The 23982-nt window shown below is 59.3% G+C and carries 24 protein-coding genes; 11 read left to right on the forward strand and 13 right to left on the reverse strand.

Annotation, left to right across the window (positions count from 1 at the left end):
* Positions 1–438 precede the first annotated feature (438 nt).
* On the reverse strand, positions 439–1638 hold the full coding sequence (tyrS, locus tag JFT63_RS12335; protein WP_057702281.1) for a tyrosine--tRNA ligase: 1200 nt from the start codon (positions 1636–1638) through the stop codon (positions 439–441).
* A gap of 208 nt (positions 1639–1846) precedes the next feature.
* Here tyrS and JFT63_RS12340 point away from each other — a divergent pair, with 208 nt between their 5' ends.
* Both JFT63_RS12340 and JFT63_RS12345 read left to right on the forward strand, forming a co-directional pair.
* Positions 1847–3259, forward strand: a complete 1413-nt coding sequence (locus tag JFT63_RS12340; RefSeq protein WP_198844062.1) for a peptidoglycan DD-metalloendopeptidase family protein — start codon at positions 1847–1849, stop codon at positions 3257–3259.
* Positions 3260–3262: 3 nt separating this feature from the next.
* Positions 3263–4354: an anhydro-N-acetylmuramic acid kinase gene (locus tag JFT63_RS12345; RefSeq protein WP_198844063.1), complete on the forward strand. Its 1092-nt coding sequence runs from the start codon at positions 3263–3265 to the stop codon at positions 4352–4354.
* A gap of 69 nt (positions 4355–4423) precedes the next feature.
* Here JFT63_RS12345 and erpA read toward each other — a convergent pair whose 3' ends face one another.
* Together erpA and argC are read right to left on the reverse strand one after the other, a co-directional pair.
* Positions 4424–4774 (reverse strand): iron-sulfur cluster insertion protein ErpA, encoded by a 351-nt coding sequence (erpA, locus tag JFT63_RS12350; protein ID WP_003176443.1) that lies wholly within the window; start codon positions 4772–4774, stop codon positions 4424–4426.
* A 164-nt stretch (positions 4775–4938) separates the two neighbouring features.
* Positions 4939–5973, reverse strand: coding sequence for an N-acetyl-gamma-glutamyl-phosphate reductase (gene argC, locus JFT63_RS12355; protein ID WP_122736018.1), 1035 nt, complete (start codon positions 5971–5973; stop codon positions 4939–4941).
* Positions 5974–6107: 134 nt separating this feature from the next.
* On the opposite strand from argC, the gene hemJ reads away from it, so the two are divergent.
* The 6 genes from hemJ to coq7 all read left to right on the forward strand — a co-directional run bounded on the left by hemJ (position 6108) and on the right by coq7 (position 10525).
* Positions 6108–6536 carry a protoporphyrinogen oxidase HemJ gene (gene hemJ, locus JFT63_RS12360; protein ID WP_057702277.1) on the forward strand — a complete coding sequence of 143 codons (429 nt, stop codon included), beginning with the start codon at positions 6108–6110 and terminating at the stop codon, positions 6534–6536.
* Positions 6537–6561: 25 nt separating this feature from the next.
* Positions 6562–7524, forward strand: coding sequence for an NAD(P)H-dependent flavin oxidoreductase (locus JFT63_RS12365; protein WP_186560369.1), 963 nt, complete (start codon positions 6562–6564; stop codon positions 7522–7524).
* 69 nt (positions 7525–7593) lie between these two features.
* On the forward strand, positions 7594–8556 hold the full coding sequence (locus JFT63_RS12370) for a DUF805 domain-containing protein (RefSeq protein ID WP_198844064.1): 963 nt from the start codon (positions 7594–7596) through the stop codon (positions 8554–8556).
* A 63-nt stretch (positions 8557–8619) separates the two neighbouring features.
* Positions 8620–9408, forward strand: coding sequence for an SDR family NAD(P)-dependent oxidoreductase (locus JFT63_RS12375; protein WP_198844065.1), 789 nt, complete (start codon positions 8620–8622; stop codon positions 9406–9408).
* 45 nt (positions 9409–9453) lie between these two features.
* Entirely contained in the window at positions 9454–9792 is a 339-nt protein-coding gene (locus JFT63_RS12380; protein ID WP_032879203.1) for a histidine triad nucleotide-binding protein, read from the forward strand.
* Positions 9793–9877: 85 nt separating this feature from the next.
* Entirely contained in the window at positions 9878–10525 is a 648-nt protein-coding gene (gene coq7 / locus JFT63_RS12385) for a 2-polyprenyl-3-methyl-6-methoxy-1,4-benzoquinone monooxygenase (RefSeq protein WP_005792017.1), read from the forward strand.
* Between the two features lie 51 nt (positions 10526–10576).
* Here the strand turns inward: coq7 and JFT63_RS12390 are convergent, their stop codons facing one another.
* The gene (locus JFT63_RS12390; protein WP_057702272.1) at positions 10577–10999 is read right to left on the reverse strand and encodes an OsmC family protein; all 423 of its coding nucleotides are present in this window, start codon (positions 10997–10999) and stop codon (positions 10577–10579) included.
* 246 nt (positions 11000–11245) lie between these two features.
* On the opposite strand from JFT63_RS12390, the gene crp reads away from it, so the two are divergent.
* On the forward strand, positions 11246–11890 hold the full coding sequence (gene crp / locus JFT63_RS12395; protein ID WP_057702302.1) for a cAMP-activated global transcriptional regulator CRP: 645 nt from the start codon (positions 11246–11248) through the stop codon (positions 11888–11890).
* Here crp and JFT63_RS12400 read toward each other — a convergent pair.
* The 4 genes from JFT63_RS12400 to JFT63_RS12415 form a co-directional block, all read right to left on the reverse strand.
* The gene (locus JFT63_RS12400; RefSeq protein ID WP_198844066.1) at positions 11887–12582 is read right to left on the reverse strand and encodes a lipoate--protein ligase family protein; all 696 of its coding nucleotides are present in this window, start codon (positions 12580–12582) and stop codon (positions 11887–11889) included. The genes crp and JFT63_RS12400 overlap by 4 nt on opposite strands.
* 144 nt (positions 12583–12726) lie before the next feature.
* Positions 12727–13563, reverse strand: a complete 837-nt coding sequence (gene trpC, locus JFT63_RS12405) for an indole-3-glycerol phosphate synthase TrpC (RefSeq protein ID WP_186560364.1) — start codon at positions 13561–13563, stop codon at positions 12727–12729.
* Positions 13560–14609, reverse strand: a complete 1050-nt coding sequence (trpD, locus tag JFT63_RS12410) for an anthranilate phosphoribosyltransferase (protein WP_003194694.1) — start codon at positions 14607–14609, stop codon at positions 13560–13562. Before trpD ends, trpC begins: the two co-directional genes overlap by 4 nt.
* A 9-nt stretch (positions 14610–14618) precedes the next feature.
* Entirely contained in the window at positions 14619–15212 is a 594-nt protein-coding gene (locus JFT63_RS12415; RefSeq protein ID WP_057702269.1) for an aminodeoxychorismate/anthranilate synthase component II, read from the reverse strand.
* Positions 15213–15635: 423 nt separating this feature from the next.
* Between JFT63_RS12415 and estP the strand changes: the two genes are divergently transcribed.
* Positions 15636–17558: an esterase EstP gene (gene estP / locus JFT63_RS12420; RefSeq protein ID WP_198844067.1), complete on the forward strand. Its 1923-nt coding sequence runs from the start codon at positions 15636–15638 to the stop codon at positions 17556–17558.
* A gap of 60 nt (positions 17559–17618) precedes the next feature.
* Here the strand turns inward: estP and trpE are convergent, their stop codons facing one another.
* The 4 genes from trpE to JFT63_RS12440 all read right to left on the reverse strand — a co-directional run bounded on the left by trpE (position 17619) and on the right by JFT63_RS12440 (position 21892).
* Positions 17619–19100 (reverse strand): anthranilate synthase component I, encoded by a 1482-nt coding sequence (trpE, locus tag JFT63_RS12425; protein ID WP_198844068.1) that lies wholly within the window; start codon positions 19098–19100, stop codon positions 17619–17621.
* 69 nt (positions 19101–19169) lie between these two features.
* Positions 19170–19988, reverse strand: a complete 819-nt coding sequence (locus JFT63_RS12430) for a phosphoglycolate phosphatase (protein WP_057702266.1) — start codon at positions 19986–19988, stop codon at positions 19170–19172.
* A complete protein-coding gene (rpe, locus tag JFT63_RS12435; RefSeq protein ID WP_057702265.1) occupies positions 19985–20659 on the reverse strand; it encodes a ribulose-phosphate 3-epimerase in 675 nt (224 codons plus the stop codon). Before rpe ends, JFT63_RS12430 begins: the two co-directional genes overlap by 4 nt.
* 84 nt (positions 20660–20743) lie before the next feature.
* The gene (locus tag JFT63_RS12440; RefSeq protein ID WP_198844069.1) at positions 20744–21892 is read right to left on the reverse strand and encodes an iron-containing alcohol dehydrogenase; all 1149 of its coding nucleotides are present in this window, start codon (positions 21890–21892) and stop codon (positions 20744–20746) included.
* 183 nt (positions 21893–22075) lie between these two features.
* Here JFT63_RS12440 and JFT63_RS12445 point away from each other — a divergent pair, with 183 nt between their 5' ends.
* Complete coding sequence (locus JFT63_RS12445; RefSeq protein WP_057702263.1) at positions 22076–23050, forward strand: alpha/beta hydrolase family protein; 975 nt, start codon at positions 22076–22078, stop codon at positions 23048–23050.
* 163 nt (positions 23051–23213) lie between these two features.
* Here the strand turns inward: JFT63_RS12445 and JFT63_RS12450 are convergent, their stop codons facing one another.
* On the reverse strand, positions 23214–23981 hold the full coding sequence (locus tag JFT63_RS12450) for a TerB family tellurite resistance protein (protein ID WP_198844070.1): 768 nt from the start codon (positions 23979–23981) through the stop codon (positions 23214–23216).
* Between the last annotated feature and the right edge of the window lies 1 nt (position 23982).

A 23982-nucleotide genomic window follows, 5' to 3' on the forward strand; every position in this document is an offset into this window, starting at 1 on the left:
TTTGATTTCTCGCGGAGTAACTTGTGATGCTGATAATCTTGTTGACTATCAGTCTGACTCCACAAGCACCCACACGAATTGCTTGATTCAGTTGTTAAAGAGCGGTTGGTTAAGATCTTTCGTCTCAGCCGAGGCGCGCATTCTACAGCAGCCTCATTTGCTGTCAAGTGATTATTTTCAGAAGCTTTCGAAGAATTCTTCAACAACTTCAACCACTTGCGCTTAAGATCTCTCCGAAGCGGGAGGCGAATTCTACAGCGTTACACGCTGCTGTCAACACCTCTTTTTCAACCTCCTTTTGGCTTCGATGAGCTGAAGCAACCCACTGCCGAAAACCGCGTAACTCATTGTTTACCAAGGAGTTTTCCGTTTCGACTGCGCCGGAAGTGGGGCGAATTATAGACAGATATAATTCGCCGTCAACACCTAATTTCAGACTTATTCGGATTTGAGCGTAATACGCGCAAATGCCTTCTTCCCAGCCTGACAAACGTGGGTAGCGCCCAGCTCATATATAAAGGTGCGATCAACCACCTCACCATCTATACGCACACCGCCCGACCCCAACAGATCACGAGCGACCGCCGAGTTCTTAACCAGACCCGCCTTATTAAGGACGGCCGCAATCGGCATTGCCTCGGTAGCGGTCAATTCAATCTCCGGCAGATCGTCCGGCAACTCGCCATCCTTCATACGGTTACCCGCAGCACGATGAGCACTGGCAGCAGCCTCTTCGCCATGGAAGCGCGCAACAATCTCCTCGGCCAGCTTGATCTTCACATCACGCGGATTCGCGCCCGCTTCGACGTCCGCACGCAGCGCATTGATTTCGTCCATCGAGCGGAAGCTCAACAACTCAAAGTAACGCCACATCAGCGCATCAGGAATGGAAACCAGCTTGCCGTACATAACACCCGGCGCTTCCTGGATGCCGACATAGTTGCCCAAGGACTTGGACATCTTCTTGACGCCATCCAGCCCTTCCAGCAAAGGCATCGTCAGAATGCACTGAGCTTCCTGCCCGTATGCGCGCTGCAATTCACGCCCCATCAACAGGTTAAACTTTTGATCGGTACCGCCCAACTCAACATCTGCACGCAGCGCCACCGAGTCATACCCCTGCACCAGCGGGTAGAGGAACTCATGAATCGCGATCGGCTGGTTGGTGGAGTAGCGCTTGTCGAAGTCATCGCGCTCAAGCATACGAGCCACGGTGTACTGGGACGTCAGACGGATGAAGTCTGCGGGGCCCATCTTGTCCATCCAGGTGGAGTTGAAAGCCACCTCGGTCTTGGCCGGGTCAAGGATCTTGAACACCTGGGTCTTGTAGGTCTCGGCATTATCGAGAACCTGCTCACGAGTCAGCGGCGGGCGCGTAGCACTCTTGCCGCTGGGATCACCAATCATTCCGGTGAAGTCACCGATCAGAAAGATGACTTGATGGCCCAGCTCCTGGAACTGACGCAGCTTATTAATAAGCACGGTATGGCCCAGATGCAGATCCGGCGCAGTCGGATCAAAGCCAGCCTTGATACGCAGGGGTTGGCCGCGCTTGAGCTTTTCGATCAGCTCAGCTTCAACCAACAGTTCTTCCGCACCACGTTTTATCAGCGCTAGCTGCTCTTCAACCGACTTCATAACAGACCCGCAAGGCTCAGATTCAAAAGGGAACCAACCATACAAGATCAGGGACTAATTACAAGTTTTGCCCTGCGCACGGACACCGTTCAGCGAGCCCGGCATTCGCGAGCTTGCGCCACAGATGATTTGGTTATATTTTATACAGTTATTTCATCTTCATCATGTCATTCATCTTTTCCATTTCATCTTCAAAGTCAAATTACCTATGACCACTGAACCGTCTAAAGCGCCGCCGCTTTACCCGAAGACCCACCTGCTCGCCGCAAGTGGTATCGCCGCCCTTCTCAGCCTGGCACTCCTGGTATTCCCTTCCAGTGACGTAGAAGCCAAACGAACATCCCTGAGTCTTGACCTGGAAAGCCCGGTTGAACAACTGACACAAGATCAAGACGCTTCCGACGCTCAACAAGCCACAAACACTGCAACTGAATCACCTTTCGCACAGATCGAAAGCACTCCCGAAGATACCCAGCAAGCCACCCAGGAACCACCTGCGGCAGCCGCCGCCAAGAATCCCCAGCATCGCGAAGTCATCGTGGGCAAAGGCGACACGCTGTCTACCCTGTTCGAAAAGGTTGGGCTGCCCGCCGCTGCCGTAAATGACGTGTTGGCCAGCGATAAGCAAGCCAAGCAATTCACCCAGCTCAAACGTGGCCAAAAGCTTGAATTTGAGCTGACACCCGACGGCCAGTTGAACAACCTGCACACCAGCCTCAGCGACCTGGAAAGCATCAGCCTGAGCAAAGGCGCCAAGGGCTTCACCTTCAACCGCATCACCACCAAGCCGGTTATGCGTTCTGCCTACGTACACGGCGTGATCAACAGCTCCTTGTCCCAATCGGCTGCCCGCGCCGGCCTGTCTCACAGCATGACCATGGACATGGCCAGCGTATTTGGCTATGACATCGACTTCGCTCAAGACATCCGCCAGGGTGACGAATTCGATATGATCTACGAACAGAAAGTGGCCAACGGCAAAGTGGTGGGCACCGGCAATATTCTTTCTGCGCGCTTCACCAACCGCGGCAAAACTTACACAGCCGTGCGCTACACAAACAAACAAGGCAATAGCAGCTATTACACGGCCGACGGCAATAGCATGCGCAAGGCCTTCATCCGCACGCCGGTGGACTTCGCCCGTATTAGCTCGCGTTTCTCCATGGGTCGCAAGCATCCAATTCTGAACAAAATTCGCGCACACAAAGGCGTGGACTATGCCGCACCGCGTGGCACGCCCATCAAAGCGGCGGGCGACGGCAAGGTACTGTTGGCCGGGCGCCGGGGTGGTTACGGCAATACCGTGATAATCCAGCACGGTAATACTTACCGTACGCTGTACGGCCACATGCAAGGGTTCGCCAAGGGTGTCAAAACCGGCGGCAACGTGAAGCAAGGTCAAGTGATCGGCTACATCGGCACCACCGGCCTGTCCACCGGACCGCACTTGCACTATGAGTTCCAGGTCAACGGCGTACACGTCGACCCGCTGGGCCAAAAACTGCCGATGGCCGATCCGATTGCCAAGGCCGAACGCGCGCGCTTCATGCAGCAGAGCCAGCCGCTGATGGCACGGATGGATCAAGAGCGCTCCACCTTGCTGGCTTCGGCGAAGCGTTAAGGTATGCCGCTCTATATCGGCGTGATGTCCGGGACCAGCCTCGACGGCCTGGATATCGCCCTTATCGAACAGGATGCGGCGATCAAGCTGATCGCCACGCATTACATCCCGATGCCAGACACCTTGCGTGCTGAACTGCTGAGCCTGTGCGCCAGCGGCCCGGATGAGATCGCCCGCTCGGCAATCGCCCAGCAACAATGGGTGACACTCGCCGCTCAGGGCATCCGGGCCTTGCTGGAGCAACACCACCTCAAGCCTCAGGACATACGCGCAATTGGCAGCCATGGGCAAACGATTCGCCATGAACCCGCTCGAGGCTTTACCGTGCAGATCGGCAACCCTGCCCTGCTCACCGAGCTGACAGGTATCAGCGTGGTCAGCGACTTCCGCAGCCGTGATGTCGCCGCCGGAGGCCAGGGCGCCCCCCTGGTTCCGGCGTTCCATGAAGCTTTGTTTGGCGAACACACTGGCAACCGTGCAGTGCTGAATATCGGCGGGTTCAGTAACCTCAGCCTCATCGAGACGGACAAGCCTGTAGCGGGTTTCGACTGCGGCCCCGGGAACGTTCTTCTGGATGCGTGGATTCACTTGCAGCGCGGCGAGCACTTTGATCGGAATGGGCAGTGGGCGGCGAGTGGCAAGACTCAACCCCAGCTACTCAACACATTGCTCAGCGACCCGTTCTTCTTGACCAAAGGTCCCAAAAGCACAGGTCGCGAAGTGTTCAATCTGGCCTGGCTGCAACAGCACCTGAGCCAGTTGCCCTTCTTTGCGCCCGAAGATGTGCAGGCCACTTTGCTGGAGCTGACGGCCCTTACCATCGTCGAGTCCCTGCAAAGCGCACAGCCGAACACAGAGACCTTACTCATCTGCGGCGGCGGCGCGCATAACGCGACGCTGATGAATCGGCTGACAACGCTGTTGCCTTCCACCCACGTCAGCAGCACAGCCACTTACGGGGTAGACCCAGACTGGGTCGAAGCTATGGCCTTCGCCTGGCTGGCCCATTGCTGCCTGGAAGGCATCGCCGCCAACCGACCCAGCGTAACCGGCGCCCGCGGGCTGCGTGTCCTTGGCGCGATCTACCCCGCCTAAGCCAGCTTCAGACAGCAAAACGCCGCTTGGCCCTTAAAAGCCAAGCGGCGTTTCTGTATCCGCTACCGATCAGATCGAGAACGAAGACCCGCAGCCACAGGTGGTGGTGGCATTAGGGTTCTTGATCACGAAACGCGAACCCTCCAGACCTTCCTGATAATCTACCTCGGCACCTGCCAGGTATTGGAAGCTCATCGGGTCGACAACCAGGCTGACGCCCTCTCGCTCGACGATAGTATCGTCATCGGCCACATCTTCATCGAAGGTAAAACCGTACTGAAACCCTGAACAACCGCCGCCCGTAACAAATACGCGCAGCTTCAAGCGATCATTACCCTCTTCATCGACCAGGCTCTTCACCTTGTGCGCAGCACCGTGGGTGAATTGCAAAGCCGTGGGGGTGAAGGATTCAACGCTCATGCTGATAATCTCCCGGCGTAGCGCCGCCATATGCGTAATGACCGGCATTATCCGCTTCTCCTAGAAAAGCGGTCAACTATTGTTACGGTATATCAATCGGTGCAGCCACCATAAAAACACGAAAGGCCCGATCAACGGGCCTTCTGCGTAACGACCAAGCTGCGTTAAGGCAACATGCCCGCATGGGCCAGGCCCAACTTCTCATCCAGACCGAACAGAATGTTCATGTTCTGCACCGCCTGGCCCGACGCGCCTTTGACCAGGTTATCGATCACCGACAGCACTACCACCAGGTCGCCATCCTGCGGACGATGCACGGCGATACGGCACACATTGGCGCCACGCACACTGCGCGTCTCCGGGTGGCTACCCGCCGGCATCACGTCGACGAACGGTTCATTGGCATAACGTTTTTCAAACAGCGCCTGCAAATCGACCGAGCGATCAGTGACGGTTGCATAAAGCGTGGAGTGAATCCCGCGGATCATTGGTGTCAGGTGCGGCACAAAAGTCAGGCCTACATCCTTGCCAGCCGCACGACGCAAGCCCTGGCGGATTTCCGGCAGGTGGCGATGACCTTTTACCGCATAGGCTTTCATGCTTTCCGACGTCTCTGAGTACAGAGACCCGACCGCCGCGCCACGACCGGCGCCGCTGACGCCCGATTTGCAGTCGGCGATCAGGCGCGACGCATCCGCCAAGCCCGCTTCCAGCAATGGCAGAAAACCCAACTGTGTCGCCGTCGGATAGCAACCCGGGACCGCAATCAGGCGCGCTTGCTTGATCTGCTCACGATTGACTTCGGGCAAGCCGTACACCGCCTCCTCCAACAACTGCGGGGCCCCATGAGGCTGGCCGTACCACTTGGCCCACTCATCGGCGTCCTGCAGGCGGAAGTCCGCCGACAAGTCGATAACCTTGGTGCCGGCCGCCAGCAACTCACCGGCCAAAGCATGGGCAACACCGTGAGGCGTGGCGAAGAACACCACGTCGCAGGCGCCCAGGGTCTTGATGTCCGGCACGCTGAACGCCAGGCCGTCATAGTGGCCTCGCAGGTTCGGGTACATATCGGCCACGGCCAGCCCGGCTTCGGATCGGGAAGTGATGACTACCACCTCAGCTTGCGGATGCTGAGCCAACAGACGCAGCAATTCGACACCGGTGTAACCCGTGCCGCCGACGATACCGACCTTGACCATAAACCTGCCCTCAACGAACCCACTGGAAAGCCGTCGATAATAGGGGCCGTATCGTCCTGCGACAACCGTCAACGTGACGTACGGGCGCATGAGCCACTACTATCTTCGCTACCGTGAACCTGGGAATAACCAAAATGCTCTATCTATGGGTCAAAGCCTTCCACATCGTCAGCATCGTCTGTTGGTTTGCCGGGCTGTTTTACCTGCCGCGCCTGTTCGTCTACCACGCCCAAAGCGAAGATAGCGTCAGCAAGGAGCGCTTCAGCGTTATGGAGCGCAAACTGTACCGCGGCATCATGGGGCCGGCGATGCTCGCCTCGCTGGTATTCGGTATCTGGATGCTGGTCCTCAACCCCGGCATTTTCCAGTCGGGCGCCTGGATCCACGCCAAGCTGACCCTGGTCGTTCTACTGATCGGCTACCACCACATGTGCGGAGCACAGGTAAAACGCTTCGCGCGTGGCGAAAACACCCGCAGCCATGTCTTTTATCGCTGGTTCAATGAAGTACCTGTTCTGATATTGCTGGCTATCGTAATTTTGGTCGTGGTCAAACCGTTCTAGTTTCAATTACTCGGGGGAACCTCCAATGTCGCTGCCCGCTTTGCTGGAACAACGCCTGCGCCTGCCCGTCGTGGTGGCGCCAATGTTTCTGATCTCCAATCCGCAACTGGTCCTGGCCTGCTGTCGTAACGGGGTGGTCGGCAGTTTCCCGGCACTCAATCAGCGCGAAAGCAGTGGCTTCAAGGCCTGGCTGGAAGAAATTGAAGCGGGCCTGGCACAGTTGGACAATCCCGCGCCCTATGCCGTGAACCTGATCGTGCATAACAGCAACCCACGGCTGGAGGCCGACCTGGCAATTTGCGTCGAGCACAAGGTGCCCATCGTCATCACCAGCCTGGGCGCGGTGAAAGAGCTGGTCGATGCCGTCCACAGCTACGGCGGCCTGGTGTTTCATGACGTCACAACCCGACGCCATGCCGAAAAAGCGGCCGAAGCAGGTGTCGATGGCTTGATTGCCGTAGCCGCTGGCGCGGGTGGCCATGCCGGCACCTGGAGTCCCTTTTCACTGATTGCCGAAATTCGCCAGTTCTTCGATAAAACCCTGCTGTTGGCCGGTTGCCTCAACCACGGGCATGAAGTTCTGGCCGCCCAATTGCTTGGTGCCGACCTGGCCTATTTCGGCACGCGCTTTATTGGCACCACTGAAAGCCAGGCACCGGATGCCTATAAAGAGATGCTGCTCACATCGCACGCCGCCGACATCGTGCACACTCCTGCTGTCTCCGGCGTGCCCGCAAGTTTTATGCGCCAGAGCCTGGAAAATGCCGGTTTTGATCTCGCTGCGCTTCAAGGCAAAGGTGAAATCAACTTCGGCTCCAAGCTCAAGCCATTGAGCGATGAGGCCAAAGCGTGGAAAACTGTATGGTCTGCTGGTCAAGGCGTCGGTGAGATCAACGATTTGCCTGGCGTAGACGAACTCGTTGCGCGCCTGGACGCAGAATATCGTCGGGCACGCGAGCGCGCGGCGCAGTTGCGCTGGCCACGCTGATCCATTTGCAAGGCCTGCCCATTGGGCGGGCCTCAATATTTTCCCTGATTAAGTGACAAGGATGCCCGCATGAGCGACAGCCGTTTCAAGATTGTGTTTGACGGAGCCTTGCGCCCGGGTGTCGAAAGCACCACCGCCAAGTTGAACCTGGCAGAGCTATTCAAAAGCGATGTCGAGGCGATCGAAAAGCTCTTTACTGGACGCCCGGTCGCGCTGAAGCGCGATCTGTCCCGCTCCGACGCAGAAACCTACCTCACGGCGCTGCAAAACGCCGGGGTCGAGGCACGCATCGAAGCAGAACAACCTGTGGCGTTCAGCCTTGCCGAAACCCACGAAACCGATTCTTCCGGCACCGACTTCTCCCGCGCCGCCGCATCTCCGTATGCACCGCCACGCGCAACAGTTGGCGATGACTTGCCAGAGTTCGCCACGCTCAAGGTCTTCACCGTGCACGGGCGCATCGGACGCCTGCGGTACCTGGCCTGGACACTGGCGCTGACCGTCGCCTTGCTGGTGGCCACAGGTATCATCAGTACCGTCGGCTTCGCCGTGGCGACAGCCTCACCCACTATCGCCATCATCCTCGGCTCGTTACTGGGTTTTGCACTGTTTGTTGCACTTGTAGTCGTGAGCGTGCAAATCGGTGTGCAACGCCTGCACGATATGGGCTGGTCGGGCTGGCTGTATTTGCTGAATCTGGTTCCGGTGGTCAATAGCGTGTTCCCCATTCTGCTGCTGGTATTGCCAGGCAACGCGAGTGCCAACCAATACGGCGCACCGCCACCACCGAACTCTACCGCGGTGAAAATCCTGGCCTCGCTGTGGCTGGCATTTATTCCATTGATGCTCATCATCGGCCTGACCCTGGGCATGAACGGCTATCTGGATCAACTTGAAGCCAACATGGACAGCAGCTACGAAAGCAGCACCCTTACCTCCGACGAAGACGCGGATCAAAGCGTCATTACTGATGAAGCCGCAGAGCAAAGTGCTGACGATGCAGCCGAACCTGTAGACTCTGCGCAACAGTGAAGAAACGCCCGCCTGCCTGTGACGCCACTGTCACAGGCAGGCGGCGTTGCGATGGAGAAAGGCATGACCCGTTACGCTCTGATCACCGGCGCCTCCAGCGGCATCGGCCTGGCTTTGGCCGAAGCGCTGGCTCGGCGCGGCCGCAGCCTGATTCTCGTGGCCCGTCAGCGTGATCAGTTGGAAAACATTGCCACTGAACTGACCCAACGCTTCGGCGTCGAGGTGCTGTTTCGTGCCTGCGACTTGGGCGAGCCGCTGCGCTTGTCCGGTTTTTTGCTGGAACTCGAAGAAGGCGAGCGGCAGATAGACCTGCTGGTCAATTGCGCCGGCATTGGCACCAGCGGGCCATTTTTGGCGCAGGACTGGATGACCGAGCAGGATCTGATCGAAGTCAACATCCTCGCGCTGACCCGTATGTGCCACGCCCTCGGAAACTCCATGGCGCTGCAAGGTGGCGGGCAGATACTCAATGTCGCCTCGGTCGCCGCTTTTCAGCCAGGCCCGTGGATGAGCAGCTATTACGCCAGCAAAGCCTATGTGCTGCACTTCTCCGAAGGATTGCGCGAAGAGCTGAAGACCTGCGGTATCAAAGTCTCGGTGCTATGCCCCGGCCCTACGCGCACCGCGTTCTTCGGTACTGCGCAGATGGACACTGTAAAACTCGACCGCAGCCAGCAACTGATGAGCCCGGAGGAAGTCGCGCTCTACACCGTACGTGCACTGGAAAAAAACAAAGCCATCATCATCCCCGGACGTCGCAACCGCTGGCTGACGTTCAGCCCACGTGTGAGCCCCCGCTGGCTGACCCGCAAGATTGCCGGCGCGATCAACAAAGCCTATTGCCAGCGTTGACCGCCTCAGTACACTCACCTTCACTGTTACCCTGGAGAAACAGCTGTGGATACTCTGTTCACCAAGATCATCAACCGAGAAATACCCGCCAGGATCATCTATGAAGATGATCAAGTGCTCGCCTTTCACGATATCGCCCCGCAAGCGCCGGTACATTTTCTGGTAATTCCAAAAAAACCGATTCGTACCCTCAATGACTTGACCGAGGAAGACAAAGCCCTGGCCGGTCATATTTTGTTCACTGCCCAGCGCCTGGCCGTGGAACAGGGCTGCGAAAAAGGCTTTCGAGTGGTGATGAACTGCAATGAAGACGGAGGACAGACCGTTTACCACATCCATATGCACGTACTCGGCCAGCGCCAGATGAACTGGCCGCCGGGCTGAGTGCCCAGGGTCAAATTGACTCAGCGCAAACGCTTCGCCCTCTCTTGCGGTAAACTGGCCGCCGAGATTCCTCCCGGAGGTCAGCATGACTACCCAACGACACTACTCGCCGATTGATCGTCTGCTGCTGCAAGCCGATATGGCCATGCGCACGCTGTTGCCATTCAGTGGCCAACCGTACCGCCCGTCACCCGCCATCGTACAACCCGATGCCCAGATGAGCGAAACGGACACCCGTCACGTCGCCGGCCTGATGCGCATCAACCACACCGGTGAAGTGTGTGCCCAGGCGCTGTATCAAGGCCAGGCATTGACCGCCAAGTTGCCACAGGTACGTGCGGCGATGGAGCATGCGGCCGAGGAAGAGATCGACCACCTGGCCTGGTGCGAGCAACGTATCCGCCAATTGGGCAGCCATCCCAGCGTGCTGAACCCGCTGTTTTATGGTTTGTCATTTGGTATCGGCGCCGCCGCAGGTTTGATCAGCGATAAAGTCAGCCTCGGATTTGTCGCCGCGACGGAGCATCAGGTCTGCAAGCATCTGGATGAGCATCTTGAGCAATTGCCGGCCGAAGATGAAAAGTCTCGCGCCATCCTTGAACAGATGCGCATCGATGAAGAACACCATGCAGACAGCGCGCTGGACGCAGGCGGTTTCCGCTTCCCGGCACCGGTGCGCTTCGGCATGAGCGTTTTGGCCAAGGTCATGACCAAAAGCACCTACAGAATCTAAATCAAAAAAGGGCGCTCCAAGCGCCCTTTCTTTTGCCCGCAGCTGCCGCAATCAACCCAATTCGATGATTTCATAATCGTGAGTAATGCTCACACCGGCAGCGCCCAGCATGATTGACGCCGAGCAGTATTTTTCGGCTGACAGCTCAATGGCACGCTTGACCTGGGCTTCCTTCAGCGCCCGGCCCTTGACCACAAAATGCATATGGATCCTGGTAAATACCTTGGGATCTTCAGTGGCGCGCTCGGCTTCCAGGAAGGCTTCACAGCTTTCCACCGCCTGGCGGGACTTCTTCAAGATGCTGACCACATCAAAATTGCTGCAACCGCCAACACCCAGCAGCAACATTTCCATCGGGCGTACACCCAGGTTACGGCCACCGGCTTCCGGCGGGCCGTCCATGACCACCACATGGCCACTGCCCGACTCACCGAGGAACATGGCTTCGCCCGCCCATTGGATGCGTGCCTTCATCGCCCAGACTCCACTGCTAAAAAAGGGTCGCCAGCTTAGCACAGGCCCTTGGAACAGCAGCGCCCCGGATAAAATCGATAAATGACTGCGTTTGCCGATAAATTGGCTAATCGAGGCAGAATGTGTCTGGTAAGCTGGCGCCAAATCAATGGCGCATTGCCATGATTCTTACAGCGTGCATCAACGCCGATGCCGCTGGATAAAAACAACGCCACTTACACCGCGCAGTCTTTTCGGGATACAACCATGGTTGCTCTTACTCCCACACCCAAGATCAAGAACCTCGACAAGCTATTGATGCATTGCCAGCGTCGGCGTCATCCGGCCAAGCACAACATCATCTGCGCTGGCGAGCGCTCGGAAACCCTGTTCTTCATAATCAAGGGCTCGGTCACCATCCTGATCGAGGATGAAGACGGTCGCGAAATGATCATCGCCTACCTCAACACCGGCGATTTCTTCGGAGAGCTGGGGTTATTTGAACAAGCAGGCAAAGAACAGCAGCGTAGCGCTTGGGTACGAACCAAAGTCGAGTGCGAGGTGGCCGAGATCAGCTATGCGAAATTTCGCGAATTGGCCCAACATGATCCGGACATCTTGTACGCCCTGAGCGGCCAGATCGCCCAGCGCCTGCGTGACACGACGCGCAAGGTCGGCGACCTGGCGTTCTTCGATGTGACCGGTCGCGTAGCGCGTTGCTTGCTGGAATTGTGCAAGCAACCCGATGCCATGACCCATCCCGACGGCATGCAAATCAAGGTCACGCGCCAAGAGATCGGGCGCATTGTCGGTTGTTCGAGAGAGATGGTCGGCCGCGTGCTCAAGGACTTGGAAGAGCGCAACCTGGTACACGTCAAAGGCAAGACGATGGTGGTCTTCGGCACCCGTTAAACCGGCATGAAGCTGGCCAGCATCTGACGGTACAACGTGTCGAGCCGATTAATCGCACCCGGTGCGGGAAAGGCTTCGTGCAGCGCAATGTGGCTCTCGGCGCGAACCCGCTGCTCCAAACCACAGGCTTGATTGAAGCGGTTGACCGCCGCAATCAACTCCTCACGATCGTTCTCCAGCAACATCGCCCCATGCACCAACCCGACCGGGCGGCCACCGCTTTGTCGCCAACGCTGGGCCGTGCCCACCATTTTGCGGCCATTGAGATTGACGTTGTAACGACCGTCGCAAAAGGCACCGTCAATTTCGCCGACGGATGCATCGCCGCCCAATTCAATCAACAGATCACAGATCGGCTGGCACAAGCGCTGATAACCCGTCTCGATGCGCCCTTGGTCGCCTTCGCTATGGGGCGGGGCATAGACCAGGGCGATATTCACCGTGGCACTGGACTGCGGCACCGGCTCACCGCCCGTTTCCCTCAGCAATACCGGCCATCCGGCTTGCGCCGAGATTTGGCTGGCCGCCTCGAAGGCCGGCAGCCGGCTTAGTCGACGCGGCATGACCAGCGCTTGGTCGCTGGGCTGCCAGAACAGCAGCCCGAATTCCTGCTCATGCGCGCAAACGGCTGCCAATAGGGCTTGCTCGGCGGCAAGGCCTGCTTCGACAGTCATGATCACGGGCTGGAGCATCGAGCACCTACCTATCTGAATAAACACAAAACCCAATGTGGGAGCTGGCTTGCCTGCGATAGCGGTGTGTCAGCTACACAGAGGTTGGCTGACCCGCCGCTATCGCAGGCAAGCCAGCTCCCACAGTTTCGAGCGTATTTCACATCAATCCAATGTCGAACTGCTGATCGTCGTACCACGCTCCGGAAAGAACAGGCGCTGCAGTTCCGCTCCCGGGTTTTCGGCACGCATAAACGTCTCACCCACCAGGAACGAGTAAACGCCGCTGATTTCCATCAGCTCCACGTCGGCACGGTTGACGATGCCACTCTCGGTAATCACCAGGCGGTCGCGGGGAATACGCGGCAACAGATCCAGGGTATTTTCCAGACTGACTTCAAAGGTATGCAGGTTACGGTTGTTGACCCCCACCAGCGGTGTGTCGAGGGTTTTCAACGCGCGCTCCAATTCGTCGCCGTCATGCACTTCGACCAACACATCCAGGCCGACGCTTTTGGCCACGGCCGCCAACTCCGCCATCTTCACATCATCCAGCGCGGAGACGATCAGCAATACGCAGTCGGCGCCCAGGGCGCGGGCTTCGACGATCTGGTACGGGTCAACCATGAAATCCTTGCGGATCACCGGCAACTTGCACGCCGCACGAGCTTGTTGCAGGAACAGATCGGAACCCTGGAAGTAGTCGATATCGGTCAACACAGACAGGCAAGTCGCCCCGCCCTTCTCATAGCTGACGGCGATTTCGGCTGGTACGAAGTTTTCGCGGATCACGCCCTTGCTCGGTGAGGCTTTTTTGACCTCGGCGATCACGGCCGGTTGTTTAAGCTTGGCCTGATTGATCAGAGCATTGGCAAAGCCACGCGGCGCATCAGCGGCTTTAGCCTGCGCTTCCAGCTCGGCCAGGCTCACACGGGCGCGGCGTTCGGCCACTTCTTCCGCCTTGCGGGCCAGGATCTTTTCCAGAACGGTTGGCACACTCATCCCTCATTCTCCATCTTGAATACGGCAGTGAATGCACCCAGCTCTTCGAGCTTCTCGCGAGCCAGACCGGTGTGCAGCGCATCGTGAGCCAGCGCGACACCTTCCTTAAGACTATAGGCATGGTCGGCTGCGTAAAGTGCCGCACCAGCATTCAGAACGATCATTTCCGCAGCTTTCTGGCCGTTTTCGGTTTTGCGACGTCCCAGGGCATCGCGGATCAGTTCCAGCGAAGCTGCCGGGCTTTCCACCGCCAGGCCGTGCAAGCTCTGGCTCTTCATGCCCAAGTCTTCAGGCTCGACCCAATACTCGGTGACCTCGTCGTTTTTCAGCTCCGCCACAAAGGTCGGCGCCGCCAGGCTGAATTCGTCCAGACCGTCTTTGGAATGCACTACCAGCACATGTTTGCTGCCCAAACGCTGCAACACTTCGGCCAGCGGCCGGCACAGCGCCTGGCTGAACACCCCCACTACCTGATGCTTCACACCGGCCGGATTCGTAAGCGGGCCAAGCATGTTGAACAGGGTACGCAGGCCAAGGTCCTTGCGCGGGCCGGCCGCGTGTTTCATGGCACCGTGATGGGATTGGGCAAACATGAAGCCGATGCCTACGCTGTCGATACAGCGCGCGACTTGCACAGGCGTGAGGTTCAGGTAGATGCCGGCCGCTTCCAGCAAGTCGGCACTGCCGCTCTTGCCCGACACCGCGCGGTTACCGTGCTTGGCAACGGTGCAACCGGCGGCAGCGACCACAAAGGATGAAGCCGTCGAGACGTTGAAAATGTTCGCACCGTCACCGCCGGTGCCGACCACATCGACGACGCCGTCGAGGGTCTTGAGCTCAACCTTGTCCGCCAGCTCACGCATTACCGACACCGCACCGACGATTTCGTCGATGCTCTCGCTCTTCATGCGCATGGCCATCATAAAGGCGCCGATCTGCGCGTCGGTGCATTGACCGGTCATAATTTCGCGCATCACATCGCTCATTTCAGCGGTGCTCAGGTCCAGATGGCCGACGATACGGCTCAGGGCAGTCTTGATATCCATGAAAAGTCCTTAGCGCGTGCCGCCGCTCTGCTTGAGAAAGTTGGCGAACAGCTCGTAGCCCTGCTCGGTCAGGATTGATTCAGGGTGAAACTGCACCCCTTCGATATTCAGTGTCTTGTGACGCAGGCCCATGATCTCATCGACCGAGCCGTCTTCCAGCTGGGTCCAGGCGGTCAGTTCCAGGCACTCAGGCAAGGTGTCGCGCTTGACCACAAGCGAGTGATAACGGGTCACCGTCACCGGCAGGTTCAGGCCATGGAACACACCCAGGTTGTTATGGAACACCGGGCTGGTCTTGCCATGCATCACCTGCCGCGCGCGCACCACATCGCCGCCGAACGCCTGGCCGATGGACTGATGGCCCAGGCACACGCCCAGGATCGGCAGCTTGCCGGCGAAATACTGGATGGCTTCCAGCGAGATGCCTGCCTCGGTCGGCGTGCAAGGGCCAGGCGAGACCACGATGCGCTCAGGGTTCAGGGCGGCGATTTGCGCGACGGTCAGTTCGTCATTGCGCACCACCTTGACCTCCGCGCCCAGCTCGCCCAGGTACTGCACCACGTTGTAGGTAAAGGAGTCGTAGTTATCAATCATCAGCAACATGTGGGTTCAAACCTCTTGAATTCACTGATTTCAAATGACCGCCTTCCAGGAGAGTAACCCGCTGCCAGACGCACGTTCCGGTTGCCGGGGCTGGCCGGCAAGGGGCGTCAAACACAGGGTGAAGAAGGCAAATCGGTACAGGTCCGGCCAGGCCGGCAGAGAAAAATGTCAGGCGCGCCAACGCCAACGGGCGTGTGCCTTGACTACTCGCATCAAGAGTTTGCTGATGATCAACACGGGGAGGGTCTCATTCATACGTTCAGGCACAGTAACGTAGCCTCGCCAGCGGTGCAATATGGAGCAGCAAATACGGGGCGCTCGTCCGCCATATGCAGGCACATAACCTGGCATTTAACTAAAGAAACAGCGAAAGTTTTGCTAGTGTTTCATTTCCAACACAAAAACAACCAAATGGAATATTGCATGCCCAGACCAGCGTTTTTCACGCCCCTTGCCGGCTGTCTCTTGTCACTGGCCTGCGCACAGGCCCTCGCGTCCCCAGCCCCCTACTCAACGATGGTGGTTTTCGGCGACAGCCTGGCCGATGCAGGCCAGTTCCCCGATGGCTCGAATGGCTCCACGCTACGCTTTACCAACCGTACCGGGCCAACGTTCCAGGGTGAGTACGGCCAGGTTTCATCGACCCTGCTGGGCGCCAGGCTGGGTGTGGCGCCCAACGACTTGAATGCTTCCACCTCACCGGTTCGCGCCGCTCAAGGCTTGCCAGACGGAAGTAACTGGGCAGTCGGTGGCTACCGTACCGATAACATCCTGGACTCTATTACCTCGGTCTCCAACGCTGCGATCCCGCCTGGCAATCCTGGCGGTGGCACAGTGTTGCGCAGTCGTCAGGGCTATCTACCGGCCAACGGCGGACGAGCCGACCCGAACGCGCTCTACTTCCTTTCCGGCGGCGGCAATGACTTCCTTCAAGGCCGCGTGCTCAGCCCCGCTCAAGCCGTCGCCGCCGGCGGGAGGCTGGCCGACAGTGCCCAAGTGCTGCAGCAAGCCGGTGCGCGTTACATCATGGTGTGGATGCTGCCCGATCTGGGGCTGACGCCCGCCATCAACGGCACCCCACAGCAGGCCGCCAGCTCTGCCCTGAGCAACATTTTCAACCAGTCGCTGGTACAGCGTCTGTCGCAAATCGATGCTCAGGTTATTCCACTGAACATACCGCTGCTATTGAACGAAGCCTTCGCCGATCCTGCGCGCTTCGGCCTCGCAACCGGGCAAAACCTGACCGGCACCTGCTTCAGCGGCAACAGCTGCACCGCCAACCCGATCTACGGCATCGGCGGTACCAACCCGGACCCGACCAAGTTGATCTACAACGATTCGGTCCACCCCACCATCGCCGGGCAACAGCTGATCGCCGACTACGCCTATTCACTGCTCGCAGCGCCCTGGGAGCTGACCTTGCTGCCGGAAATGGCCCAAGGCACGTTGCGCGCTCATCAGGACGAACTGCGCAACCAATGGCAAGCAGACAACGGCAGCTGGCAGGCCGTCGGCCAATGGCGTGCCATCGTGGCCGGTGGCGGTCAGCGTCTGGACTTCGATGATCAGAGCAGTTCAGCCAGTGGCGACGGCAGCGGCTATAACCTGAATATCGGTGGCAGCTACCGGCTGGATGAAAGTTGGCGTGTAGGCCTTGCCGCCGGCCTGTACCGGCAGACACTCGAAGCCGGGGCCAACGACTCGGACTACAAGCTCAACAGCTACATGGGCACGGCATTCGCGCAATATCAGCACAATCACTGGTGGGCCGACGCCGCGTTGACCGGTGGCAAGCTGGACTTCGACAGCCTCAAGCGCAAGTTCGCCCTGGGCGTCAACGAAGGCTCGGAGAAAGGTGACACCGATGGCTGGCTCTGGGCCCTGAGCGGCCGCTTGGGTTATGACATCGCTGCGCCAGGCAGCGACTGGCACCTGTCGCCCTTCATCAGTGCCGATTACGCGCGGGTTGAAGTGAATGGTTACTCGGAAAAAAGCAGCCGCTCCACCGCCCTGAACTTTGATGATCAACAACGCGACTCCAGGCGCCTGGGCGTCGGCCTGCAAGGCAGCTATCGCATCACGCCGCAAACGCAAGTTTTTGGCGAAGTGGCCCACGAGCATGAGTTTGAAAATGACACCCAGAAGGTGGATATTTCGCTCAACAGCGTGCAGGGGATCGACTTCAAGCTGGACGGGTATACGCCTCGCAGTAACGCTGACCGCTTGAGCCTGGGCGTCAGCCACAAGCTGACTCGGGACCTGGCGTTGCGGGCGGCATATAACGTGAGGAAGGATGACAACCTGACCCAGCAAGGGGTCAATGTGGGGGTGAGTCTGGATTTCTAAATACCACGCAAAACAAATGTGGGAGCTGGCTTGCCTGCTCCCACACTTTTTATTCCAGCTTTAGTCTTGTGGGGTTTGCTCTGCCAGCGCCACCGCGCGGAACATCGCCCGGCGCTTGTTCAAGGTTTCTTCCCACTCAAGGGCCGGCACCGAGTCCGCCACAATTCCGCCACCGGCCTGTACATGCAGTTCGCCATCCTTGATTACCGCCGTGCGGATCGCGATCGCAGTGTCCATATTGCCGTTCCAGGCGAAGTAGCCGACGGCACCGCCATACACGCCGCGCTTGACCGGTTCCAGTTCGTCGATGATCTCCATCGCTCGGATTTTCGGTGCGCCCGACAAGGTGCCCGCCGGCAAAATCGCGCGCAGCGCATCCATCGCCGTCAGCCCGGCCTTCAGTTCGCCAGTCACGTTAGACACGATGTGCATCACGTTGGAGTAGCGTTCGATGACCATTTTCTCGGTCAACTTCACCGAACCGATTTCCGAGACACGCCCGGTGTCATTGCGCCCCAGATCGATCAGCATCAGGTGCTCGGCGATTTCCTTGTCATCGCTGAGCAGGTCTTCTTCCAGCGCCAGGTCTGCCTCTTCGGTCGCGCCACGTGGGCGTGTGCCGGCAATCGGGCGTACGGTGATCAGGTTATCTTCCACACGTACCAGCACTTCCGGCGAACTGCCCACCACGTGGAAGTCGCCAAAATTGAAGAAGTACATATACGGCGTCGGGTTGAAGCAACGCAGCGCACGGTACAGGTCGATCGGCGCAGCCTTGAAGTCGATGGACATGCGTTGCGACGGCACCACTTGCATGCAATCACCGGCGAGGATGTATTGCTTGATGGTCTCGACGGCGCGCTCGTAGTCATCCTGCGTAAAGCTGGAGCGGAACACCGGGTCGGCTGCAGGTGGGCGGCTCAGGTCCAGGCCGCGACGCGGGGTGATCGGCTGGCGGAGCTTTTCCAGCAGCGCCTGCAGACTGGCCTGGCCTTGCTCGAAGGCATCCGCCTGAGCAGGGTCGGCAAGGACGATCGCATGCATCTTGCCGGCGAGGTTGTCGAACACCACGACCGCGTCGGAGACCATCAGCAGAATGTCCGGCACACCCAATGGGTCCGGGTTCGGGCATTTTCCAAGACGCTTTTCCACATAGCGCACGCAGTCATAGCCGAAGTACCCCACCAGGCCACCATTGAAACGCGGCAGGCCGGCTATGGTCGGGACGTTATAGCGCGCCTTGAAAGTTTCGACGAACGCCAGCGGGTCTTCGACCTCATGGCTTTCGATCTCGACACCATCATGGGTGATGCTCACATGATGGTCGTGCACCCGCAGCACCGTGCGGCAGGGCAGGCCGATGATCGAGTAACGGCCCCACTTCTCGCCGCCCTGTACCGATTCGAGCAGGTAGGAGTTGGGCGCATCGGCAAGCTTCAGATAGATCGACAATGGCGTATCGAAGTCGGCCAGGGTTTCGCAGGCCAGGGGAATACGGTTATAGCCGGCAGCGGCCAAACGCAGGAATTCTTCACGGATCATGGGGGAGCCTCGTGGCTTGAGGGTCAAACGGTCAGGTAGGCAAACGTGCCGCAGCGCGGCGAGAATCAGTCAGGCGCGCCAACGCCAGCGGGCCAGGGCCTTGATGACTTTCATCCAGAGTTTGCGAGTGACCACCACGATGGCGTTTCCAGAAGGGGACGGATCAATGTCGGGCAACGTTATCTCAGCGCCCGCTCCCAGGCAACCGGGGATTAGCAGTCGCAGATCATCAATCACCAGCGCCGGCGATTCTTCGGCAATCGGCCGCCCGTGGTTATAGCCGTAGCTCAAGGCCACGCACTGCACGCCTGCGGCTTTTGCCGCCAGTACATCACTGCGCGAATCGCCGACAAACAACGACTGGGACGCCGGGATATTCGCCATTTTCATGACGAAGAACAGCGCCGCCGGGTCAGGCTTCTTCTGCGGCAAGGTATCGCCACCGATGATCCAGCGAAAGTAACGGCCGATTTTCATCTGATCCAACAGCGGCGCGACAAAGCGCTCCGGCTTGTTGGTGATCAAGGCCATTTCCACGCCCTGCTTGCTCAGCCATTTGAGGGTGTCACGCACGCCGGGGTAGACCACCGTGAGTTCGTGGCCGTTCTCATACGCAACATTGAATAACTCTAGGGCGTGCTCGGCTTCGACCTCATCGACACCCGAAGCGTCGATATTGTTGGCCAGGGCCCGGCGCACCAACATCGGTGCGCCGTTGCCGACCCACTCGCGCACCGCCTCGATCCCCACCGGCTTGCGCCCCAGCTTGAGCAGCATCTGATCCACCGCAGCTGCCAGGTCAGGCACCGAGTCGATCAGCGTACCGTCCAGATCGAACATCACCAGTCGTGGCAGCTTGCCGGGGAACAGCTGCTCGAAGCCGCTCATGGACGCGTCAGCGCCAGTTCGGCACGCATCGTGTCGATGACAGCCTGGTAGTCCGGCGCATTGAAGATCGCCGAGCCTGCCACAAAGGTATCGGCGCCGGCGGCAGCGATTTCACGGATATTGTTGACGTTGACCCCGCCGTCGATCTCCAGGCGGATATCCCGGCCCGAGGCATCAATCAGCGCCCGCGCTTCACGCAGCTTGTTCAGGGTGCCCGGGATGAACTTCTGCCCGCCGAAGCCTGGGTTGACGCTCATCAGCAGCACCATGTCGACCTTGTCCATCACGTACTCAAGTACGCTCAGCGGAGTGGCCGGGTTGAACACCAGGCCCGCCTTGCAGCCGCCTTCGCGGATCAATTGCAGGGTGCGGTCCACGTGCAGCGTGGCTTCCGGGTGGAAGGTAATGTAGGTCGCGCCGGCCTCGATGAAGTCGCCGATGATGCGGTCCACGGGGCTGACCATCAGGTGGGCGTCGATCGGCGCAGTGATGCCGTACTTGCGCAGCGCTGCGCAGACCATCGGGCCGATGGTCAGGTTGGGCACGTAGTGGTTGTCCATGACATCGAAGTGCACGAAGTCGGCACCCGCGGCCAACACCTTGTCCACTTCCTCACCCAGGCGGGCGAAGTCGGCGGAGAGAATCGATGGAGCAATGACGAAGGGCTGCATGACGCACCTTTTTTGAGCTAAATCACGATGGCGCGCATTGTATACCTCATGCTTTGCTGCGCGCACCGTGACCTAACTCAACGGTTAGTAAGCCGCCCGGTAGATTTTCTCGATATCAGCCGCGCTGAGCTGGCGCGGGTTATTGCGCATCAGGCGCTCGATACCTGCGGCTTCCGTGGCCATGGAGGCAATGGCCTCCTCGGGCACCCCGAAACTGCGCAGCCCGGCGGGGATCTCGACCGCAGCGCACAATCGCGTCATCGCCTCCACGGCCCGATCGGCAGCCTCGCTGACACTCAAGCCCGTCACATTCACGCCCATGGCTTGGGCAATATCCTGCATGCGTTCGACGCAGGCCAACTTGTTCCAGTGCATGACATACGGCAGCAACAGCGCATTGCTGACGCCATGGGCAATATTGAAACGCCCGCCCAGAGGGTAAGCCAGCGCATGCACGGCACCGACTCCGGCGTTCCCGAAGGCCATGCCGGCCATGAGACTGGCGGTCGCCATATCATCACGGGCCTGCAAGTTGGCCGGGTTGGCGTAAGCCTTGGGCAGCGCGCTGGCGATCAGCTTGATCGCGCCGATGGCCAAAGCGTCGGTGATCGGCGAGGCGTTCAGTGACAGATAGGATTCGATGGCGTGCACCAGCGCGTCGACACCACTGGCTGCAGTGACACTGCGCGGGCAGGTCAGGGTCATCTGCGGGCTGATCAGCGCGACATCCGGCAGCAGATAGTCGCTGACGATGCCTTTTTTCAGCTGTGCGGCCTTGTCGGAGAGGATCGCCACATTGGTCACCTCCGATCCAGTGCCCGCCGTGGTCGGGATGGCAATCAGCGGCGGGCCTTTACGTGGCACCTGGTCAATCCCGAACAAGTCCGCCAGCGCGCCGTGATAACCGGCATAAGCCGCCACGCTCTTGGCGATGTCGATGGCACTGCCGCCGCCCACGCCAATGAGGCCGTCATGCCCGCCTTCGCGGTACGCACGCATGCAGTCTTCGACGATGGCGATTTCCGGGTCGGGCAGTACGCGATCAAAGACTTCGTAGGCACGCTCGCCCAAATGTTCGAGAGCCAGGGCCACGGTGCCAGACTTGACCAGTGCCGCATCGGTGACGATCAGCGGGTTATCCACGTCCAGCCGGGTCAGTTCTGCGGCCAACTGCTCGATGGCGCCCGCGCCGGTCAGCAGTTTATGGGCGATCTTGAATGAGGAAGTACTCATGTGCGCGGCCTCTTGTGTAGGGGGGGCTGGCACAAGAATAGCTGCCCATCGCGTGTTGTCTGCCATTCACTGGTTGAATGGTCACCGCCGATAACCGACGGGCAGAAAACCACGCCTCATATCACTGACAAATACTGACCAACCCATTAGGCTGCCCATATCATTTATGGCCGGAAATCAACCATGCTTTTTCTCCACCGTTCGGCACTGCCAGTGTTGTGCCTGTCGCTATTGTGTACCAGCGCCTTGCCTGTTCAGGCGGCCGACGCGCCAGCGCCCGCTGCCGAAAAACCCGCTGAGCGCCAACCCCTGCCCGAGCGCAGCCAGTCGCAAGCCAGCGCTCTGGAGCGGCAGATTCCGCAACCGGAACAACAACAGCTGCAAGCCGGTAGCGATTCATTTCTGGCCCTGTGGAAACCCGCCAACGGCGCAGAGGCCGAAGGTGTGGTGATTATCGTACCGGGCGCCGGGGAGAACGCCGATTGGCCGCAAGCAATCGCCCCCTTGCGGGGCAAGCTACCGGATGCCGCCTGGGGCACCTTGAGCCTGTCACTGCCGGACGTGAACGTAGACACCTTGCCGCCACGGGTCATCGAACCGCCCAAAGCCGCAGTCGATACCAGCAGCAAGGACGGCAGCACGGCCGCCAAACCGGTCGAACAGGCCGCCAGCGCCGAGGCCGAAGGCACTGACCCGGCGGTGGTGCCGGGTGCAGATGAACAGGACAAGACCGACGCCAAGCGCATTTTCGACCGCATCGACGCCGCCGTCGCCTTCGCCCAGACTCAAAGCGCCCGCAGCGTGGTGCTGCTCGGCCACGGCACCGGCGCCTGGTGGGCCGCACGCTACCTGAGCGAAAAACAACCGTCCCAAGTGCAGAAGCTGATCATGGTGGCCGGGAAAACGCCGGCGGCTCGCCAACCGGACCTGCAACAACTGGCGCCGAGTTTGAAGGTGCCCACGGCGGATGTGTTTTATCAAGACGCCCCCCAGGAGCGTAAAAACGCGCAGGAGCGTATCCAGGCGGCCAAGCGTTCAAAAAATGACGGTTACAAGCAGGTGTCGCTCACGGCGTTGCCCGGCAATAGCGCAGCAGAGCAGGAACAGTTGTATCGGCGGGTCCGCGGATGGCTCAGCCCGCAGGGCGGCGCAGACTGATCAGTTAAGGCTTTTGCAGGAGCGAGCTTGCTCGCGAAAAACCCATGGGCGTCGCGTTTATCCAGGAAACACGCGTTATCGTTGACGTTTTTCGCGAGCAAGCTCGCGCCTGCAAGAGGGCAAGTCCCCTCCCACATGAGCGTGGGCTCTCAGGCCAACAGCCTCAGCGAAAATCCCGGCGCTCGCGAATCAGCGCATAGGCGTTATGCAGTTCCCGGGTGCGCTCGGTGGCTTCACGCACTTGGGCGGGGCTGGCGCCCGTACCGGCGATCTTGTCGGGGTGATGGCGACTGAGCAGCCGACGGTAGGCGCGTTTGATCACCGAGGGCTCGGCGGTCGCCGTCACACCCAATATCCGCAACGCCTCCTGATAAGCGCCGCCACGATTGGCCAGCGGCTTGCGCTGCGGCGCGTAATCGGTTGCCAATGCCTGGAGCTGCTGCGGCGTCCAGCCCAGCCATTTGCCCCACAGGTCGATCAGGTCGCGCTCGGCGTCATCCGCCCGCCCGTCCGCCCAGGCCATGCGCCAACAGGCGCGCAATACACCTTCGGCCGCATGGGGTTGCGCCTTGAGCACACGCAGGTAGCTGCGCACGCGGTCGCTGCCGGACTTGCCTCGGTTGAAGGCGCTGATAGCGCGACGCTGGGCCGGCTCGGACATATCCAAAGCACGCATCTCCTGACGTGCCTGCTGGATATGCCCATCCACAATCCGGCCGTTACTCTTGGCCAACCGCCCCAACAGCACAAACAACAGTTCGTCATTGCGCAACGCCGGGCGCCCGCCCAGGCGCTCGCGCAACTGCGCCCAACTGTGCAGTTGCAAGCGACGATCCAGCGCCTGCCCCAGCAGTGCCCCCAACAAAGCCCCCGGAATACTGGCAATGGCAAAGCCAGCCCCGGCGCCGATCAGCGTCCCTGGCCACAACATT

The sequence above is a fragment of the Pseudomonas sp. MF7453 genome (genome assembly GCF_016405455.1).
GTDB classification, from domain to species: Bacteria; Pseudomonadota; Gammaproteobacteria; order Pseudomonadales; family Pseudomonadaceae; genus Aquipseudomonas; species Aquipseudomonas paralactis.

What these genes read in the sequence shown, in the direction of transcription:
- tyrS (WP_057702281.1), bottom strand. Translation starts at nt 1,638, where the DNA reads ATGAAGTCGGTTGAAGAGCAGCTAGCGCTGATAAAACGTGGTGCGGAA.
- JFT63_RS12340 (WP_198844062.1), top strand. Translation starts at nt 1,847, where the DNA reads ATGACCACTGAACCGTCTAAAGCGCCGCCGCTTTACCCGAAGACCCAC.
- JFT63_RS12345 (WP_198844063.1), top strand. Translation starts at nt 3,263, where the DNA reads ATGCCGCTCTATATCGGCGTGATGTCCGGGACCAGCCTCGACGGCCTG.
- erpA (WP_003176443.1), bottom strand. Translation starts at nt 4,774, where the DNA reads ATGAGCGTTGAATCCTTCACCCCCACGGCTTTGCAATTCACCCACGGT.
- argC (WP_122736018.1), bottom strand. Translation starts at nt 5,973, where the DNA reads ATGGTCAAGGTCGGTATCGTCGGCGGCACGGGTTACACCGGTGTCGAA.
- hemJ (WP_057702277.1), top strand. Translation starts at nt 6,108, where the DNA reads ATGCTCTATCTATGGGTCAAAGCCTTCCACATCGTCAGCATCGTCTGT.
- JFT63_RS12365 (WP_186560369.1), top strand. Translation starts at nt 6,562, where the DNA reads ATGTCGCTGCCCGCTTTGCTGGAACAACGCCTGCGCCTGCCCGTCGTG.
- JFT63_RS12370 (WP_198844064.1), top strand. Translation starts at nt 7,594, where the DNA reads ATGAGCGACAGCCGTTTCAAGATTGTGTTTGACGGAGCCTTGCGCCCG.
- JFT63_RS12375 (WP_198844065.1), top strand. Translation starts at nt 8,620, where the DNA reads ATGACCCGTTACGCTCTGATCACCGGCGCCTCCAGCGGCATCGGCCTG.
- coq7 (WP_005792017.1), top strand. Translation starts at nt 9,878, where the DNA reads ATGACTACCCAACGACACTACTCGCCGATTGATCGTCTGCTGCTGCAA.
- JFT63_RS12390 (WP_057702272.1), bottom strand. Translation starts at nt 10,999, where the DNA reads ATGAAGGCACGCATCCAATGGGCGGGCGAAGCCATGTTCCTCGGTGAG.
- crp (WP_057702302.1), top strand. Translation starts at nt 11,246, where the DNA reads ATGGTTGCTCTTACTCCCACACCCAAGATCAAGAACCTCGACAAGCTA.
- JFT63_RS12400 (WP_198844066.1), bottom strand. Translation starts at nt 12,582, where the DNA reads ATGCTCCAGCCCGTGATCATGACTGTCGAAGCAGGCCTTGCCGCCGAG.
- trpC (WP_186560364.1), bottom strand. Translation starts at nt 13,563, where the DNA reads ATGAGTGTGCCAACCGTTCTGGAAAAGATCCTGGCCCGCAAGGCGGAA.
- trpD (WP_003194694.1), bottom strand. Translation starts at nt 14,609, where the DNA reads ATGGATATCAAGACTGCCCTGAGCCGTATCGTCGGCCATCTGGACCTG.
- JFT63_RS12415 (WP_057702269.1), bottom strand. Translation starts at nt 15,212, where the DNA reads ATGTTGCTGATGATTGATAACTACGACTCCTTTACCTACAACGTGGTG.
- estP (WP_198844067.1), top strand. Translation starts at nt 15,636, where the DNA reads ATGCCCAGACCAGCGTTTTTCACGCCCCTTGCCGGCTGTCTCTTGTCA.
- trpE (WP_198844068.1), bottom strand. Translation starts at nt 19,100, where the DNA reads ATGATCCGTGAAGAATTCCTGCGTTTGGCCGCTGCCGGCTATAACCGT.
- JFT63_RS12430 (WP_057702266.1), bottom strand. Translation starts at nt 19,988, where the DNA reads ATGAGCGGCTTCGAGCAGCTGTTCCCCGGCAAGCTGCCACGACTGGTG.
- rpe (WP_057702265.1), bottom strand. Translation starts at nt 20,659, where the DNA reads ATGCAGCCCTTCGTCATTGCTCCATCGATTCTCTCCGCCGACTTCGCC.
- JFT63_RS12440 (WP_198844069.1), bottom strand. Translation starts at nt 21,892, where the DNA reads ATGAGTACTTCCTCATTCAAGATCGCCCATAAACTGCTGACCGGCGCG.
- JFT63_RS12445 (WP_057702263.1), top strand. Translation starts at nt 22,076, where the DNA reads ATGCTTTTTCTCCACCGTTCGGCACTGCCAGTGTTGTGCCTGTCGCTA.
- JFT63_RS12450 (WP_198844070.1), bottom strand. Translation starts at nt 23,981, where the DNA reads ATGTTGTGGCCAGGGACGCTGATCGGCGCCGGGGCTGGCTTTGCCATT.